We start from the raw sequence: 15,577 nt of genomic DNA, 5'->3' as shown, positions 1-15,577 counted from the left end.
GACGGACGGCGGGGGATAAGATGCTGCCATGATCAAGAGCGTGTCAGCGCTGGTTATGGACGGGTTGGCCGTCTTCGAGTTCGGCGTGATCTGCGAGGTGTTCGGCATCGACCGGAGCAGCGACGGCGTACCCAACTTCGACTTCAAGGTGTGCGGCCCCGAACCCGGCAGGCCGGTGCGGACGTCGGTGGGCGCCTCGCTGACGCCGGACCACGGCTTCGACGACCTGATCGGCGCCGACCTGGTCGCCATCCCGGCCATCGGAGGCGGCGACTACCCGGAGGAGGCGCTCGAGGCGATCCGCACGGCGGCGGCATCCGGATCCATCATCCTCACCGTCTGTTCGGGCGCGTTCGTCGTCGGTGCCGCGGGCCTGCTCGACGGGCGCGCGTGCACCACGCACTGGATGCACGCCGACGAGCTGGCGCGGATGTACCCGACGGCGAGGGTCGACCGCAACGTGCTCTACGTCGACGACGGCAACCTCATCACCAGCGCGGGCACGGCCGCGGGCATCGACGCCTGCCTGCACCTGGTCCGCCGCGAACTGGGCAGCGAGGTCACGAATCTCATCGCTCGCCGCATGGTCGTGCCGCCGCATCGCGACGGTGGGCAGCGGCAGTACATCGATCAGCCGATCCCGGTCCGCTGCTCCGAGGGCTTCGCGCCCCACCTCGACTGGATTCTCGCCAATTTGGAGAAGCCCCACACCGTCACCACGCTGGCGCGCCGGGCGAGCATGTCCGCGCGGACGTTCGCGCGGCGGTTCGTCGAGGAGACGGGCCGCACCCCGATGCAGTGGGTCACCGATCAGCGCGTCCTCTACGCCCGCCGACTGCTCGAGGAGACCGATCTCGACATCGACCGCGTCGCCGACCGGTCCGGGTTCGGCACCGCAACCCTGCTGCGGCACCACTTCCGCCGCGTCATCGGCGTCACTCCGTCGGACTACCGCCGCCGGTTCTCGTGCGTGGATTGCGCTGAGACCGCTTAGGTTTCGTCACAGCGAGTAGACGTGCCAGGGTCCCGGCACGCCCTTGAGTTCGTGCTCCCCGCGGGGCGTGAAGTCGCGCCGCGACCCGGCGACGATGTCGCGCACGGTCGAGGACACCAGCACCTCGCCCGCACCAGCCAGCGCGCCGACGCGGGCGGCGATGTGCACGGCCATGCCCGCGATGTCGTCGCCGCGCACCTCGACCTCACCGGCATGCACCCCCACCCGGACGTCGAGGTCGAGTGAACTCACCGCGGCGACGATCGCCTGCGCGCAGTCGAGTGCGCCACTCGGGCTGACGAAGGTAGCCACGAAACCGTCACCGGCGGTGTTGATCTCGCGACCACGGAACCTGTCCAGTTCGTGTCGCACCGTCGCGTCGTGGTGGTCGAGCAGGTCCCGCCAGCGGTCGTCGCCCAGGAGTGCCGCCCGCGCCGTCGAGCCGACGATGTCGGTGAACACGATCGTCGTCAGCACCCGCTCGGCGTCGGCCTCGCTGCGGGCCCCCGTCACGAACTCCTCGATCTCGTCGAGTATCGGTGCGGTGTCGCCGATCCAGTACAGCGCGTCGGCGCCCTCGACCTCGACGTAGCGGGCACACGGGATGTGCTCGCCCAGGTAGCGGCCGTGCCGTACGTCGACGAACGCCGACCCGCTGCGGTGAATCACCAGGGTCGGCGCGGTGATGTCTGAAAGCTTGTGTCGCACATCGGCTTCGGTGAGCACCTGGCTGGACATCCTGGCCATGCTGGGGGAGGCGGCACGATTGCCCGCGTGGTCCCACCAGTTTCGGAACGCCCGGTCCGAGGCCACCGAGGGGGCGACCAGGCGCAGCATGTCGAACCCCTGCTCCACCGCGTCGGGTTGCAGCGCCACGGACGTGAAGGGGCTGACGCCGTCGGGCCGGGTGCCCGCCTCGTAGTCCAGCGCCCACTTCGCCCGCGCGCTCCCGTTGACGATCACGAGGTTGCTCACACGATCGGGATGGTCGGCGGCGAGCAGCAGTGCACTGACGGCCGTGAACCCCGAGCCGAGGACGGTGGCCCGTTCGCAGCCGATGGCGTCCATCACCGTGATGGCGTCCTCGGCCCAGCAGGACGGTGTGATGGTGTCGGCGGAGCCGATGCGCGACGACATGCCCATCCCGCGCTGGTCGAACCGGATCACCCGGCAGAACCCCGACAGTCGCCGGTAGAACCGGTACATCGCCGGTTCGCTGTCGATCGAGTCGATCGGGACGAACGGGCCCGGCATGACGATCAGGTCGAGCGGACCGTCTCCGAGCACCTGGTAGGCGATGTCGAGATCACCGCGCGACGCGTACCGAGTCCGCGGCGCCGCCGAACCCCGTCCTGCCACGGGTCAAGGCTAGTGCTCCGACGACCCGGCCGGGGGACGAACTAGCCGCCTTCTCCACTCAGGGCGAACAGCCCGTCGGGGGTCTGCTCGACGAGGCCGTCGGTCAACAGCGACAGCAGGGCGCGGTCACGCTGCACCGTGTCGGTCAGCCAGACCACGTCGAGTTCGGCGCGCGTGACGGGAGCGGCGTTGCCGCGCAACACGTCCAGCAACTTGCCGCGCACCTGGCGGTCGGTGCCCGCGAACCGCTGGACCTTGCGTGCCGGCTCGGTCGCCGCCGGGAAGCCCAGCGATCGCCACCGGCAGGAACCGAGCGGGCACAGTCCACACCGCGGCGACCGCGCCGTGCACACCACGGCGCCCAGTTCCATGAGCGCCACCGAGAACTCCGGTGCGCGAACGTCGTCGGGCAGCACGGCCTCGACGTCGGCGAGGTCGCGGACGCTCGCGGGGGAGTCGGCCCGGCCGTGCACCACCCGCGCGATCACCCGTCGCACGTTGGTGTCGACGACGGGCACCCGCCTGCGGTAGGCGAAGCACGCGACGGCACGCGCGGTGTACGTGCCGACGCCGGGGAGGGTGAGCAACGTGTCGACGTCGTCGGGCACCACGTCGCCGTGCTCCGCAGCGATGGTCGTCGCGCACTCGTGCAGCCGCTTCGCCCGTCGCGGGTAGCCGAGCTTCCCCCATGCCCGCAGGACGTCGGCAGCCGACGCCGCCGCGGTGGCCGACGGCGTCGGCCAGCGGGCAACCCAGTCGCGCCAGATGGGCTCGACCCGTGCGACGGGAGTCTGCTGCAGCATGAACTCGCTGACCAGGATCTGCCAGGCGCTGACGCCCGGTCGTCGCCACGGGAGGTCGCGCTGCTCGCGCCGGTACCAGTCGAGCAACTCGTCGGCGTCCACCGTCACGGTGAAACCTCGGGAGGGGTCGGGCAAGATGACAGCCATGCCGAACTCGAATCCAGTGAGCGCTTGGAAAGCACTACGCGAGGGTAACGACCGCTTCGTCAGCGGCACTCCCCAGCATCCCAGCCAGGGGATCGCCGATCGCGAGCGTCTCGTCGACGGCCAGAAGCCCACGGCGGTGCTGTTCGGGTGCTCCGACAGTCGGGTCGCCGCGGAGATCATCTTCGACCAGGGTCTGGGCGACATGTTCGTGGTGCGGACCGCCGGCCACGTCATCGACTCCGCCGTGCTGGGTTCCATCGAGTTCGCGATCGGCGTGCTCGGCGTGCCGCTGATCGTGGTGCTCGGCCACGACAGCTGCGGCGCGGTCAAGGCGACGTTGTCGGCCATCGACGAGGGCAGCGTGCCGGGCGGATACGTTCGTGACGTGGTCGAACGCGTGACGCCGTCGATCCTGGTCGGCCGGCGCGAGGGCCTGTCGCGGATCGACGAGTTCGAGGCCAAGCACGTCAACGAGACCGTCGCGCAGCTCAACGAACGCTCCACGCTGATCCGCGACGCCATCACCGCGGGCACCGTCGCGGTGGTCGGTGCGACCTACCACCTGTCCGACGGACGGACCGAACTGCGCGACCACATCGGCGAGATCGGCGAAGTCTGAGGGGCGACACGCCGCGCGAGGTCGGACGATAGGGCATGACCTGCCCTTACCGTTGAAATGTGCTGGAAGTAGAACCGCATGCCCCGCTCCCGCCGGAGATCTACCGGCGTCGTCGGATGCTCGCAATCGGGTTGGCCGCGCTCGCCGTCGTGATCGTCGTGGCGATCGTGTTCGGCCTCGTCTCGGCGTTCTCGGGCGACTCGAGCAGCGAACCGGCTTCCACCGACACCTCGGCCGCGGCCGGGCCGACACCCCTGCCTGGGGAGAACCCCGAGGTCAAGACGCCCGTCCAGCCGCCTGCCCAGCAGGCGCCTGCCCCGACTCCGACGCCGTCGGCCGCCGTGGTGCCACCTCCGGTGCTGCAGGCCGGCGAGGACTGCCCGGACTCCACGCTCGCGGTCAAGGGCATCACCAGCCAGCCGAACTACGTCATCGGCGATCAGCCGAAGTTCACGATGGTCGTCACCAACATCGGTCTGGTCGCCTGCCAGCGCGACGTCGGTGCCGCGGTCCTCGCGGCCTACGTCTACTCGCTGAACAACGACCGGCTCTGGTCGAACCTGGACTGCGCGCCCTCGAACGAGACTCTGGTCAAGACGTTCAACCCGGGCGAGCAGGTCACGACCGAGGTGACGTGGACGGGCATGGGCTCCGGCCCGAACTGCCCGCTGCCGCGTCAGGCGATCGGACCCGGCACCTACAACCTCGTGGTGCAGCTCGGCAATCTCAGGTCGGCGGCCGTGCCGTTCATCCTCGCCGAGGCGGCGCCCGCCGCGCCGGGTGAGGCACCCGCCGAGGCGCCCGTGCCCGCCCCTGAGGGCGAGGTCCCGGCGCCGGTCGGCTGAGCCCGCCCGCAGTCCGCACTTCGACGAACTGGAGCGTAGCGTCAACGGGCGCTGCGACGACGTGACTCTCCGGTTCGGCGCAGAAGATCCGCGCCGGCTCAGGCCAGCTGGTTGGCGATGGTCGACTCGGCGAGAGCCGACAGGCCCTCCCGGATGTGGCGGGCCCACATCGACCCGATGCCGTCCACTGACTGCAGGTCGCTGGCACTGGCCGCGAGGACGCCCTGCAGCGAGCCGAACGACCGCACCAGCAGGTCGACGTGCGCGAACTGCAGACGTGGGATGCCCGCCATCGCGCGGTAGCCCCGTGAACTCATCGCCGAGTCCTGCGCCTCGAGAGTCGACGGGTAGCCGAATACCCGTGCGAGCGTGGTGAAGTCGAGCAGTTCGTTGTCCGACAGCGCGTCGAGTTCCTCCAGCGTGGACGACACCTGCGCGGCGGTCGGCGGGTCGGGGTTCGCGTGATAGTCGCGCACGATGAGCTCACGCGCGGTGTCGTTGTCGCCGACGAGTTCCTCGAGCTGCAACTTGAGCTGACGACCGTCGGTGCCCAGTTCGACCACGTCGGCGTCGATCTCGAGGCTGATGCGGCGGACCATCTCGAGGCGCTGCACCACCGTCATCACGTCGCGGAGCGTGACGAAGTCCTCGATCTCGGCCGTCGACAGCTGGCGGTTCACCTCGTCGAGGCGCGTGGTGTACCGCTCCAGCGTCGCGATCGTCTGGTTGGTGCGGGACAGGATCGCCGCCGAGTCGGGGACCACGTGCCGCTCGCCGGCGACGTACACCGTCACGATGCTCATCGAGTGGCTGACCGAGATCACCGGGTAGCCGGTCTGGACGGCCGCGCGCTCCGCCGAGCGGTGCCGGGTGCCGGACTCCTCGGTCGGGATCGACGGATCGGGCACGAGTTGGACGTTGGCACGCAGGATGTGGGCGCCGTCGCTGGACAGCACGACCGCCCCGTCCATCTTCGACAGCTCGCGCAGCCTGGTCGGTGCGTACTGCACGTCGAGGGCGAAGCCGCCGTCGCAGATCGCGTCGACGCTGTCGTCGTAGCCGAGCACGATGAGGGCGCCCGTGCGGCCGCGCAGGATGCGCTCCAGGCCGTCGCGGAGCGGCGTCCCGGGCGCGAGCCTGCCGAGTGTCTCGCGCAGCGTGGGTCGGGCCAACTGCACCACGTTCCCGGTGCTGGTGCGGCCCGCCGCCCGCGCGCCGCCAGACTTCACGGCCATGGGCTCCTCCTCGGGTTCAGCCGCCTTCAGCCGCCGTCAACGACCATTGTGGGCGATCTGACGCATTGCGTGCAACGCACCGCCGAGGTCGTCGACCGCCTTGATGCGCAACCCGGGGGGAGCACCCGTCACGCCGGCGGGAACCACGGCACGCTTGAAGCCGAGCCTCGCGGCCTCGGCGAGTCTGCGGTCCATCCCCGTGACGCGTCGGATGTCGCCGGCCAGACCCACCTCCCCGATGGCGATCGCGTCGGCGGGCATCGGCAGGTCCTGGGCGGCGGACGCGATGGCCATCGCGATGGCGAGGTCGGCGGACGGATCGTTGAGCTTCATGCCGCCGACCGTGGACAGGTAGACGTCCGAGGAACCGAGGGGGAAGCCGGCACGCTTCTCGAGGACGGCGAGGATCATCGCGCTGCGCGACGAGTCGATGCCGCTCGTGGCACGCCGGGGGATGCCCGTCGTGGCCTTCGCGACGAGGGCCTGCACCTCGCCGATGAGGGGCCGCTTGCCGTCGAGGGTCACCGTCACCGCCGTCCCTGCGACCGGAGCGGGGCGCTGATCGCGGAACAGTCCCGACGGATCGGCGACGCCCTCTATTCCATTGTCGTGCAACTGAAAACACCCGACCTCGTCCGCTCCGCCGAAGCGGTTCTTGACCCCGCGCACCAGACGGAGGGTCGAGGATCGGTCACCCTCGAAGTGGAGCACGACGTCGACGAGGTGCTCCAGCGATCGAGGGCCCGCGATGGCGCCGTCCTTGGTGACGTGGCCGACGAGGATCATGGCCACGCCGTCGGGCCGGGTGGACCCCTTGGCGTACGCGGTGAGCGCCGTCGTGACCGCGCGCACCTGGGTGACGCCGCCCGTCACGCCGTCGGTCTCGGAGCTGGTCATGGTCTGCACGGAGTCGACGATGACGAGGCTGGGCTGCACCGCGTCGATGTGCCCGAGTGCGGTCTGCAGGTCCGACTCCGCGGCGAGGTAGACCTCGTCGTGGCTGCACCCGATGCGCTCGGCCCGCAGCCGGATCTGTCCGGCGGACTCCTCGCCGGACAGGTAGAGCGCGCGGCGGCCCGAGGTCGCCCAGCGGTGGACGACGTCGAGCAGCAGGGTCGACTTGCCCACGCCGGGGTCGCCCGCGAGCAGGGTCACCGAACCGGGCACCAGTCCGCCACCGAGGACACGGTCCAATTCGCCGATGCCGGTGGGGAAGTGGCGTGTCCTGCCGGGGTCGATCGAGCTGATCGGCACGGCGGGCGACGTGGGTGCGACGGACCGCCGGGCACCGGCCCCGCCGATGGTGGACAGCGCCGCGACCTCGTTGACCGTGCCCCAGGTGCCGCAGTCCGCGCAGCGTCCGACCCACTTCGCCGTGACGTGGCTGCACTCCGAACACCGGAACTGCGAACGTGCCTTGGAACCGCTTCGTGTCACGTCGTGACGCTATCCGGCGTCACCGACAGATGCGCTCAGGCGAGCTAGTGGCCGCCGCCCGTGTCGCCGCCCGCGGACCCACCGCCGGGCTCCGCGTCGCGGCGCGCCGTCTCGCCGGCTGAGATCGGCACGGCGATGGTCGACGAACCTGCCCTCTGGAACGTGAAGGTGAAGTCGTAGTTGATGCCGTTGGAGATCGGCTTGGTGAGTGCGACCGTGGCCTCGACGGTCCTGGCGTCCTCGACGGCGTCGAGCGGGCTCACCTGACCGTCGGGCGTGCCGACCACGAGCGTTCCACCGGCGGGGACGTCCGCGTTGCCCGTCACCGTCACCGTGCCCACGTCCGAGGTGATCGAGACCAGTCGGTCGGGATTCTCCGCCGAGCCGTTCACGGCGACGAAGATCAGCTCGGCCTCGGTGCCCGGTTCGACGGCGTCGGTCGTCTGCGGAGCACGGATGTGGAGGTTGCGCAGCGCGATCCCGTAGGTGGGGTCGCCGACGGATGCCGTGGTGCCGTTGACGGCAGGCATCTGCATGGCGGTCTGCGAGACCTGACCCGCGCCACACCCGGAGAGGAGCACCGCCGCGGTGAGGCCGCATGCGGCCAACCCCGAGGTGACGACGGTCGTACGGGATCGGGAGCGGTTCACTCATGCCTCCTGCTCGGGCCACGGCGGCCATGGGACGGTCGTCCGCTGCTTCGACTATGCAGAGTAGTAGGTGGCCGTCGGCAGCGGTAGCCGAGGTGGTGTCCGCGCGGCCGCCGGCCGGGACGACGGTCGGCGACGGCCGCCGAAACCGGGTGACGAGTACCGCCAATCGGGCTTCGGGGCGGCCGCGGACGCGGCGCGGTACCGCCGGTACGAGTTTGCCCGGGGGGCTTGCGGTGGCACGCTTTCGTCGCGCTGTCAACCCCTTGTCTTCACCAACGGTGCCCCTGACCTGCACCGTTGATCCGCGTGCCCTCTACCGACGTGTTAACATGGAGTCGTGAAAGGGGCTTCATTCTGATGATTTTCAAGGTCGGAGACACAGTCGTCTATCCACACCACGGTGCCGCGCTGATCGAGGCGATCGAGACCCGGACCATCAAGGGCGAGCAGAGGGAATACCTCGTCCTGAAGGTCGCGCAGGGTGACTTGACCGTCCGCGTTCCCGCAGACAACGCCGAGTACGTGGGTGTGCGCGACGTGGTCGGGCAGGAGGGCCTGGACAAGGTCTTCCAGGTCCTGCGTGCCCCGCACACCGAGGAGCCGACCAACTGGTCGCGCCGGTACAAGGCCAATCTCGAGAAGCTCGCCTCCGGTGACGTGAACAAGGTCGCCGAGGTCGTCCGCGACCTGTGGCGTCGTGATCAGGAGCGCGGGTTGTCCGCCGGCGAGAAGAGGATGCTGGCCAAGGCCCGGCAGATCCTCGTCGGTGAACTGGCGCTGGCGGAGAACACCGACGACGAGAAGGCGATGAACATTCTCGACGAGGCGTTGGCCGCTGCGTCCTGACGGAGACATCCGTCCGGGGCGGCCGTGAACTCCAGCGCCGTCCCTCGTGAGCTTCCGCATCGGGCAGGGCACTGACGTCCATCCCATCGAGGGTGGACGTCAGTGCCGTCTGCTGTGCCTCGTCTTCGACGACGCCGACGGCTGCGCCGGCCATTCGGACGGCGACGTCGCAGCTCACGCCCTGTGCGACGCTCTGCTGAGCGCGGCAGGTCTCGGCGATTTGGGCACGGTGTTCGGCACCGACCGGCCCGAGTGGCACGGCGTCAGTGGGGCGGACATGCTCCGCCACGTCCGCGGTCTCCTCGAGGGCGAGGGGTGGCGACTGGGCAACGCCGTCGTCCAGGTGATCGGTAACAGGCCGAAGATCGGGCCACGACGGGAAGAGGCGCAACGCGTGCTGTCGGACCTGCTCGGCGGCCCGGTGTCCGTGTCGGCGACCACGACCGACGGCCTGGGTCTCACCGGTCGCGGCGAAGGTCTGGCCGCCATCGCGACGGCCCTCGTGGTCGGCGATGACGATTAGCGCCGATCTGGCCGGTAAGCTGGCCCGTCGTGACTGATCACGCGGGGTTGCGCCTCCACGACACCATGACCGGTGGCGTGCGCGACTTCGTGCCTCTGCGCGAGGGACACGTCTCCATCTACCTCTGCGGGGCGACCGTGCAGGGGCTTCCCCACATCGGTCACGTGCGCAGCGGTGTCGCGTTCGACGTACTCCGGCGCTGGCTCACCGCCAAGGGCTACGACGTCGCCTTCATCCGCAACGTCACCGACATCGACGACAAGATCCTGAACAAGGCCGCCGACGCGGGCCGTCCGTGGTGGGAGTGGGCCGCCACCTACGAGCGTGCCTTCAGCGCCGCCTACGACGCGCTGGGGGTACTGCCACCGTCGGCCGAGCCGCGCGCCACCGGGCACATCACCCAGATGGTCGAGCTGATCGAGCGGCTGATCGAGCGCGGCCACGCCTACGCCAGCGGCGGCGACGTCTACTTCGACGTGCTCAGCCAGCCCGACTACGGCGTGCTGTCCAACCATCGCATCGACGACGTGCACCAGGGTGAGGGCACCGCCACGCTCAAGCGCGACCAGCGCGACTTCACGCTGTGGAAGGGCGCGAAGCCCGGGGAGCCGTCGTGGCCGACGCCCTGGGGTCCGGGCAGGCCGGGCTGGCACACCGAGTGCGTCGCGATGTGCGAGGCATATCTTGGGTCGGCCTTCGACATCCACGCGGGCGGGATGGACCTGGTCTTCCCGCACCACGAGAACGAGATCGCCCAGGCGACGGCAGCAGGCGACGACTTCGCCCGGTTCTGGCTGCACAACGGGTGGGTCACCCTCGGCGGCGAGAAGATGAGCAAGTCGCTCGGAAACGTGCTGTCGATCCCCGCCGTGCTTCAGCGGGTCCGGCCCGCGGAACTGCGCTACTACCTGGGCAGCGCGCACTACCGGTCGATGCTGGAGTTCTCCGAGAACGCGCTGGAGGACGCCGTCAACGCCTACACCGGCATCGAGGACCTGCTGCACCGAGTGCGCAGCCGCGTCGGCGCGGTGGTGCCGGGAGACTGGACGCCGAAGTTCGCGGCGGCGCTCGACGACGATCTCGCCGTGCCCGCCGCACTGGCCGAGGTGCATGCGGCGCGCGCGGAGGGCAACCGTGCGCTCGACGCCGGCGATCACGCGACGGCCATGACGCACGCGCGGTCGATCCGCGCGATGATGGGCATCCTCGGGTGCGATCCGCTCGACGAGCGGTGGGAGTCGCGCGACGAGACCTCGGCGGCGCTGGCCGCGGTGGACGAACTGGTGCAGTGGGCGCTGGTGCAGCGTGCCGACGCCCGCGCCAACCGGGACTGGGCGCAGGCCGACGAGATCCGCGACCGGCTCAAGGCGGCGGGCATCGAGGTCACCGACACCGCCGACGGGCCGCAGTGGTCGCTGTTGGACGGGACTGACAAGTGACCGACGAAGCAGGGCGACGGGACTGACGATGGCTGGTAATTCACAACGCCGCGGTGCCATCCGCAAGGAAGGCACCAAGAAGGGCCCGCAGGTCGGATCCGGCGGCCAACGCCGCCGCGGCCTCGAGGGCAGGGGCGCGACGCCGCCGGCGAGCGCGCGGCCGCATCACCCGGCGGGCAAGCGAGCTGCGAAGGTCGCCCGGTCCGCGCAGGGCCGGCAGAAGAAGACCGACGAGACCGAGGTCGTACTCGGTCGCAACCCGGTCGTCGAGTGCCTGCGGGCGGGCGTGCCCGCGACCGCGCTGTGGGTGATGCTCGGCGCGGAGTCCGACGAGCGACTCACCGAATCCGTGCAGCGGGCCGCCGATGCGGGCATCGCGATCCTCGAGGTGCAGAAGCACGATCTCGACCGCATGAGCAGCAATGGTCTGCACCAGGGCATCGCACTGCAGGTGCCGCCCTACGAGTACGCGCACCCCGACGACATGCTCGCCACGGCGCTGGCCGATTCGACGCCCGCGATGCTCGTGGCGCTGGACAACATCTCCGACCCGCGCAACCTCGGTGCGATCGTGCGCTCGGTGGCGGCGTTCGGTGGGCACGGCGTGCTGATCCCGCAGCGGCGGTCGGCGTCGGTCACCGCGGTGGCGTGGAGGACCAGCGCCGGCGCCGCCGCTCGACTGCGGGTCGCGCGGGCGACGAATCTGACTCGGACGCTGCAGAGTTGGGCCGACGCAGGCCTTCAGGTCGTCGGTCTGGACGCCGGTGGTGACACCGAACTCGACCAGCTCGACGCGACCGGTCCGACGGTGGTCGTCGTCGGGTCCGAGGGCAAGGGGTTGTCGCGCCTGGTGCGCGAGAACTGCGACGCCATCGTGTCGATCCCCATGGCCGGTCCCACCGAGTCGCTCAATGCGTCGGTGGCCGCGGGCGTGGTGCTCGCGGAGATCGCGCGCCAGCGCCGCTACTGAACGCCCCACCCCTCCGGCGAGCGTGCGTCACTTCTTCGGCGAGCGTGCGTGTCTGTTGGCGACACGCCGGGTCGAGACCAAACTTTGCGCACGCTCGCCGACACAGAGCTAGACGCCCAGCACCTCGACCGACGCCCACAGCCCGAAGACGCCGAGGAGCAGCGTCGCCGGGACGGTGACCAGCCCGACGCGGCCGAACTCCAGGAACGGCGCGGGGATGCCCTCGCCGTGGACGACGTTGCGCCACAGCAGGTTCGACAGCGAACCCGGGTACGTCAGGTTGGGGCCGACGTTGACGCCGATCAGCACGGCCAGCACGGCGGCGGGACCGGCCGCAACGACCAGCGGTAGCAGCACCAGCACGGCGGGCAGGTTGTTCACCACGTTGGACAGCAGCGCGGCGACCGCGGCGATCCCGAGCAGGGCCGGGAAGGACGTGCCGAGCGGCAGCACGTCGCGCATCGCGGTGTCCAGGCCGTGGCGCATCACGCCGGTCACCACCACGCCGAGGCAGAGGACGAACGCCAGGAACGGCACGTTGGTCGAGCGGGCGAGGTCGGTGACGGTGGTGTTCCGCCGGATCAGGGCGCGGACCGCGAGCACCACGGCGCCACCGAGCGCCGCCCAGGCCGGCGACGCGCCGAGGAGGGACACGACCGCGAACCCGACCAGGGTGAGACCCAGGACGACGAGCACGAAGACCGGCGTCTCGGCCGGCGGCGGCGCCGTGTCGCCGGTCGGGGCGACGGCGAGCTCACGTCGGAAGAAGAGCCGCAGGAGTATGAACTCGCCGGCGATCACCAGCAGCCACGGCAGCGTCATGATCGCGGTGAAGTGCGCGAACGTCAGGCCGGCGGTGGTGAACGCCAGCAGGTTGGTGAGGTTGGAGACCGGCATCAGCAGCGACGCGCTGTTGGCCAGGTGCGCGGTGGCGTACGCGTGCGGGCGAGACGGAACGCCGAGCGTGCGCGCGGTGGCGAGGACGACCGGCGTCAGCAGCACGACGGTCGCGTCGAGGCTGAGCACGGCCGTCGTGACCGCGGCGATGACGAACACCGTGACGAGCAGGCGCCGCGGGTCACCGGCACTCCGCCTGGCCATCGCGACGCCTGCCGCGTGGAAGAGTCCCTCGTCGTCGCAGAGCTTGGCCAGCACCAGCACCGCGGCGAGGAACCCGACGACGGGGAGCAGATCCAGCACCTCCGCCCACGCGTCCTTCGGCGTGACCACCCCGGCGGCGATCAGGAGGCCCGCGGCGGGGACCGCGGCGACGGCCTCGGGCAGGTTGCGCGGCCGGATCAGCGCGAACAGCAACACCGCCGCGAGCGCGAGCAGCGCCAGCGTCAGGTCCACGGATCGCAGCGCTCCCACAGGGTGGGCAGGTGCAGCGGTACGTCGTCCTCGCGTGCCAGCCGGGTCAGCACCCGCATCGACGCGTTCATGTCGTCGCCTGCGTAGGGCAGCGCGCGCAGCGGCTGGTGCAGCGGGCGGAAGAAGTCGTCCCAGTGGATCAGCACCACGCGTCTGGCGCCGACGGTGCGCACCGTCTCGTTCCAGTAGTCGGTGACGTACCGCTCGGACTGCAGGCCGAGTTGACCGATGCCGAGGTAGGCGACGTCGGCGCGGTGTCCCGTCAGCGCACCGGGCACGAAGCCCGCGCTGCCGACGACGAGCATGGTCCGAGCGGTCGGGCGGTGCGCGATGAGCGTCGACCAGGATTCCCCGCAGCGGTATGCGGCCGCCTTGACCGGCGGGACGACCGGGCGGGTGACGGGGCCGGGGAAGCGATCTGGCGGGCAGTGGTCACCGATCACGAGCGTCACGTCGAACGCCCCGAGTCGTAGTGCGGTGCCGGGTGTCGCGACGACGATCCGATCCTCGGTCAGGCCACCGCCGCGTCCGACGTTGGCGGTCGAGGTGCCGCCGACGAGTGTCGCGCCGGTCCGGGCGGCGACGACGGCACTGTCCATCGCGTGGTCGAAGTGGGTGTGGACGGGTAGGACCGCGGCGAGGCGTTCGACGCCGAGACGCGCGAGGCTGCCGTCGATGCGGGGTCCCGACGGCGCCAGCTTGCGCGTCCCGACGGCCACCAGACCTGGCCGGGAGAAGAAGCCGTCGGTCATGATGGCGGACTCGCCGTCGTCGACGAGCAAGGTGGTGACGCCGGCCCAGGCGACGGTCAGGGGCGCGCCGGCCGCGGCCGGTGGGGCGTCGAAGCGCGCCGCGTGGTCGGCGAGGTCGGGCCTGCCGAGCTTGAGTCGCATCAGACGAACCCCTCGAGTAGGACGCCGTCGTCGAGCAGGCGTTGGCGGACGGCGTGGGCGATCTGAACCGCGCCGGGTGAATCACCGTGCACGCAGACCGATTCGGCGGTGATCGCGACGGTGGATCCGTCGACGGCGGTCACCCGACCGTGCTGGACCATGGTCGCCACGCGATCGGCGATCGCGGCGACGTCGTGCAGGACGGCACCCTCCTCGCGTCGCGACACCAGGGTGCCGTCGGGCGTGTAGGCGCGGTCGGCGAATGCCTCGGGGACGGTCCGCAGTCCGAGGTGCTCGGCGGCGGCGAAGAACGCGGATCCGGCCGGCCCGAGCACCGGCAGCGCGGGGTCGACGGCGTGCACCGCCGCTGCGACCGCCTCCGCTTGACCGGCGTCGGTGACGATCGTGTTGTACAGCGCGCCATGGGGTTTGACGTAGGTGACCGTCGATCCCGCAGCACGGGCCAGAGCCTGCAGCGCGCCGATCTGATAGACGACGTCGGCCACGAGGTCCTCGCGGGAGACGTCGATGAACCTGCGGCCGAAGCCCGCGAGGTCGCGGTAGCCGACCTGCGCCCCGATCCGGACTCCGCGGGCGACGGCGGCGCGACAGGTACGGCTCAGCCCGGCCGGGTCGCCGGCGTGGAACCCGCAGGCGACGTTGGCGCTGGTGACCACGTCGAGCATCGCCTCGTCGTCGCCGAGCCGCCACGCGCCGAACCCCTCTCCGAGGTCGGCGTTGAGGTCGATGGTCGCCGGTGTCACGCGGGTCAGCCTACGGCCGGCCGATCCGACCAGCCGTTCTCGGTGACGAAGTCGGACAGCGGCCGTCCGGACGTCCACCGTTCGATCTCGAGAACGGGCCGGGTGGGAAAGTCGGGTACCGGTCCGAGGCACAGCACCGCAACGGGTTCGGCGTCCTGGGGCATTCCGAGCAGCGCGGCCAGACGGGCCGGATCGAAGATCGACACCCACCCCAGACCCAGCCCCTCGGCACGCGCGGCGAGCCACATGTTCTGGATCGCGCACGACACCGACGCGAGGTCCATCTGCGGCATGGTCCGGCGGCCGAAGACGTGCCGTGACCGGTCGTCGCCGAGGGCGACGATCAGGAGTTCCGCGCACTCGAGGATGCCCTCGACCTTCAGCGCGAGGAACTCCGCGCTGCGCGCGCCGAGCGCCTGGGCGGTGAGGCGCCGCTCGTCGTCGACGATGGCGTGCACGTCGCGGCGCACGACGTCGTCGGTGATCCGGATGAACCGCCACGGCTGCATCAGTCCGACGCTGGGCGCGGCGTGGGCGGCGGCGAGCAGGCGGGCGAGCACGGCGCCGTCGACGGTGCCGCCGGGCACGAACCGGCGCATGTCGCGGCGTTCGGCGATCGCCCGGTAGACGGCGCGGCGTTCGTCGTCGGTGAAGGCGTGATCGGACATCGCGGCCAGCC

Annotated in this window: 16 protein-coding genes; 7 read left to right on the top strand and 9 right to left on the bottom strand. The window is 70.7% G+C overall.

Translation table 11 applies throughout. From position 1 onward, the window contains the following. Positions 1-28: 28 nt before the first annotated feature. Positions 29-994: a helix-turn-helix domain-containing protein gene (locus tag G6N64_RS01395; protein WP_163795289.1), complete on the top strand. Its 966-nt coding sequence runs from the start codon at positions 29-31 to the stop codon at positions 992-994. 6 nt (positions 995-1,000) lie between these two features. On the opposite strand, the gene G6N64_RS01390 is transcribed toward G6N64_RS01395, so the two are convergent. After that, positions 1,001-2,353, bottom strand: a complete 1,353-nt coding sequence (locus G6N64_RS01390) for a bifunctional lipase/adenylate cyclase LipJ (RefSeq protein ID WP_163795288.1) — start codon at positions 2,351-2,353, stop codon at positions 1,001-1,003. 41 nt (positions 2,354-2,394) lie between these two features. After that, the gene (locus G6N64_RS01385) at positions 2,395-3,303 is read right to left on the bottom strand and encodes an iron-sulfur binding domain-containing protein (RefSeq protein ID WP_163795287.1); all 909 of its coding nucleotides are present in this window, start codon (positions 3,301-3,303) and stop codon (positions 2,395-2,397) included. Here G6N64_RS01385 and G6N64_RS01380 point away from each other — a divergent pair. Both G6N64_RS01380 and G6N64_RS01375 read left to right on the top strand, forming a co-directional pair. Beyond that, positions 3,302-3,922: a carbonic anhydrase gene (locus G6N64_RS01380; RefSeq protein ID WP_163795286.1), complete on the top strand. Its 621-nt coding sequence runs from the start codon at positions 3,302-3,304 to the stop codon at positions 3,920-3,922. The two genes, G6N64_RS01385 and G6N64_RS01380, sit on opposite strands and share 2 nt — an antisense overlap. 59 nt (positions 3,923-3,981) lie before the next feature. Next, positions 3,982-4,767: a hypothetical protein gene (locus G6N64_RS01375; protein WP_163795285.1), complete on the top strand. Its 786-nt coding sequence runs from the start codon at positions 3,982-3,984 to the stop codon at positions 4,765-4,767. Positions 4,768-4,865: 98 nt separating this feature from the next. Here G6N64_RS01375 and disA read toward each other — a convergent pair whose 3' ends face one another. The 3 genes from disA to G6N64_RS01360 are packed head-to-tail and all read right to left on the bottom strand — an operon-like array spanning position 4,866 to position 8,089. Next, positions 4,866-6,002: a DNA integrity scanning diadenylate cyclase DisA gene (gene disA, locus G6N64_RS01370; RefSeq protein ID WP_163795284.1), complete on the bottom strand. Its 1,137-nt coding sequence runs from the start codon at positions 6,000-6,002 to the stop codon at positions 4,866-4,868. A 36-nt stretch (positions 6,003-6,038) separates the two neighbouring features. Next, entirely contained in the window at positions 6,039-7,439 is a 1,401-nt protein-coding gene (gene radA / locus G6N64_RS01365) for a DNA repair protein RadA (RefSeq protein WP_163795283.1), read from the bottom strand. 44 nt (positions 7,440-7,483) lie between these two features. Further along, the gene (locus G6N64_RS01360; protein ID WP_163795282.1) at positions 7,484-8,089 is read right to left on the bottom strand and encodes a copper chaperone PCu(A)C domain-containing protein; all 606 of its coding nucleotides are present in this window, start codon (positions 8,087-8,089) and stop codon (positions 7,484-7,486) included. 360 nt (positions 8,090-8,449) lie between these two features. On the opposite strand from G6N64_RS01360, the gene carD reads away from it, so the two are divergent. Genes carD through rlmB form a run of 4 tightly spaced genes read left to right on the top strand, consistent with a single transcriptional unit; the run spans position 8,450 to position 11,870 of the window. Then, complete coding sequence (gene carD, locus G6N64_RS01355; RefSeq protein WP_163795281.1) at positions 8,450-8,938, top strand: RNA polymerase-binding transcription factor CarD; 489 nt, start codon at positions 8,450-8,452, stop codon at positions 8,936-8,938. Positions 8,939-8,984: 46 nt separating this feature from the next. Further along, positions 8,985-9,461, top strand: coding sequence for a 2-C-methyl-D-erythritol 2,4-cyclodiphosphate synthase (gene ispF / locus G6N64_RS01350; protein ID WP_163795280.1), 477 nt, complete (start codon positions 8,985-8,987; stop codon positions 9,459-9,461). A 29-nt stretch (positions 9,462-9,490) separates the two neighbouring features. Next, positions 9,491-10,900 (top strand): cysteine--tRNA ligase, encoded by a 1,410-nt coding sequence (gene cysS, locus G6N64_RS01345; protein WP_163795279.1) that lies wholly within the window; start codon positions 9,491-9,493, stop codon positions 10,898-10,900. Positions 10,901-10,928: 28 nt separating this feature from the next. After that, positions 10,929-11,870: a 23S rRNA (guanosine(2251)-2'-O)-methyltransferase RlmB gene (gene rlmB, locus G6N64_RS01340; RefSeq protein WP_163795278.1), complete on the top strand. Its 942-nt coding sequence runs from the start codon at positions 10,929-10,931 to the stop codon at positions 11,868-11,870. 108 nt (positions 11,871-11,978) lie between these two features. Here the strand turns inward: rlmB and G6N64_RS01335 are convergent, their stop codons facing one another. Genes G6N64_RS01335 through bluB form a run of 4 tightly spaced genes read right to left on the bottom strand, consistent with a single transcriptional unit; the run spans position 11,979 to position 15,566 of the window. Then, entirely contained in the window at positions 11,979-13,217 is a 1,239-nt protein-coding gene (locus G6N64_RS01335) for an SLC13 family permease (RefSeq protein ID WP_163801355.1), read from the bottom strand. Further along, positions 13,214-14,134, bottom strand: a complete 921-nt coding sequence (locus tag G6N64_RS01330; protein WP_163795277.1) for an MBL fold metallo-hydrolase — start codon at positions 14,132-14,134, stop codon at positions 13,214-13,216. The genes G6N64_RS01335 and G6N64_RS01330 overlap by 4 nt, the downstream gene beginning before the upstream one ends. Then, on the bottom strand, positions 14,134-14,898 hold the full coding sequence (locus tag G6N64_RS01325; RefSeq protein WP_163795276.1) for a LamB/YcsF family protein: 765 nt from the start codon (positions 14,896-14,898) through the stop codon (positions 14,134-14,136). Before G6N64_RS01325 ends, G6N64_RS01330 begins: the two co-directional genes overlap by 1 nt. Positions 14,899-14,903: 5 nt before the next feature. Next, the gene (bluB, locus tag G6N64_RS01320; RefSeq protein WP_163795275.1) at positions 14,904-15,566 is read right to left on the bottom strand and encodes a 5,6-dimethylbenzimidazole synthase; all 663 of its coding nucleotides are present in this window, start codon (positions 15,564-15,566) and stop codon (positions 14,904-14,906) included. Positions 15,567-15,577: the final 11 nt, after the last annotated feature.

This window comes from Mycolicibacterium sediminis, assembly GCF_010731735.1.
Classification (GTDB): Bacteria; Actinomycetota; Actinomycetes; order Mycobacteriales; family Mycobacteriaceae; genus Mycobacterium; species Mycobacterium sediminis.
This window is presented reverse-complemented; position numbering and strand designations above follow the sequence as displayed.

Bases quoted from the DNA above. Each gene is read 5' to 3' on its own strand.
- disA (WP_163795284.1), bottom strand. From the start codon at position 6,002: ATGGCCGTGAAGTCTGGCGGCGCGCGGGCGGCGGGCCGCACCAGCACC.
- carD (WP_163795281.1), top strand. From the start codon at position 8,450: ATGATTTTCAAGGTCGGAGACACAGTCGTCTATCCACACCACGGTGCC.
- bluB (WP_163795275.1), bottom strand. From the start codon at position 15,566: ATGTCCGATCACGCCTTCACCGACGACGAACGCCGCGCCGTCTACCGG.
- G6N64_RS01330 (WP_163795277.1), bottom strand. From the start codon at position 14,134: ATGCGACTCAAGCTCGGCAGGCCCGACCTCGCCGACCACGCGGCGCGC.
- G6N64_RS01385 (WP_163795287.1), bottom strand. From the start codon at position 3,303: ATGGCTGTCATCTTGCCCGACCCCTCCCGAGGTTTCACCGTGACGGTG.
- G6N64_RS01380 (WP_163795286.1), top strand. From the start codon at position 3,302: ATGCCGAACTCGAATCCAGTGAGCGCTTGGAAAGCACTACGCGAGGGT.
- G6N64_RS01395 (WP_163795289.1), top strand. From the start codon at position 29: ATGATCAAGAGCGTGTCAGCGCTGGTTATGGACGGGTTGGCCGTCTTC.
- rlmB (WP_163795278.1), top strand. From the start codon at position 10,929: ATGGCTGGTAATTCACAACGCCGCGGTGCCATCCGCAAGGAAGGCACC.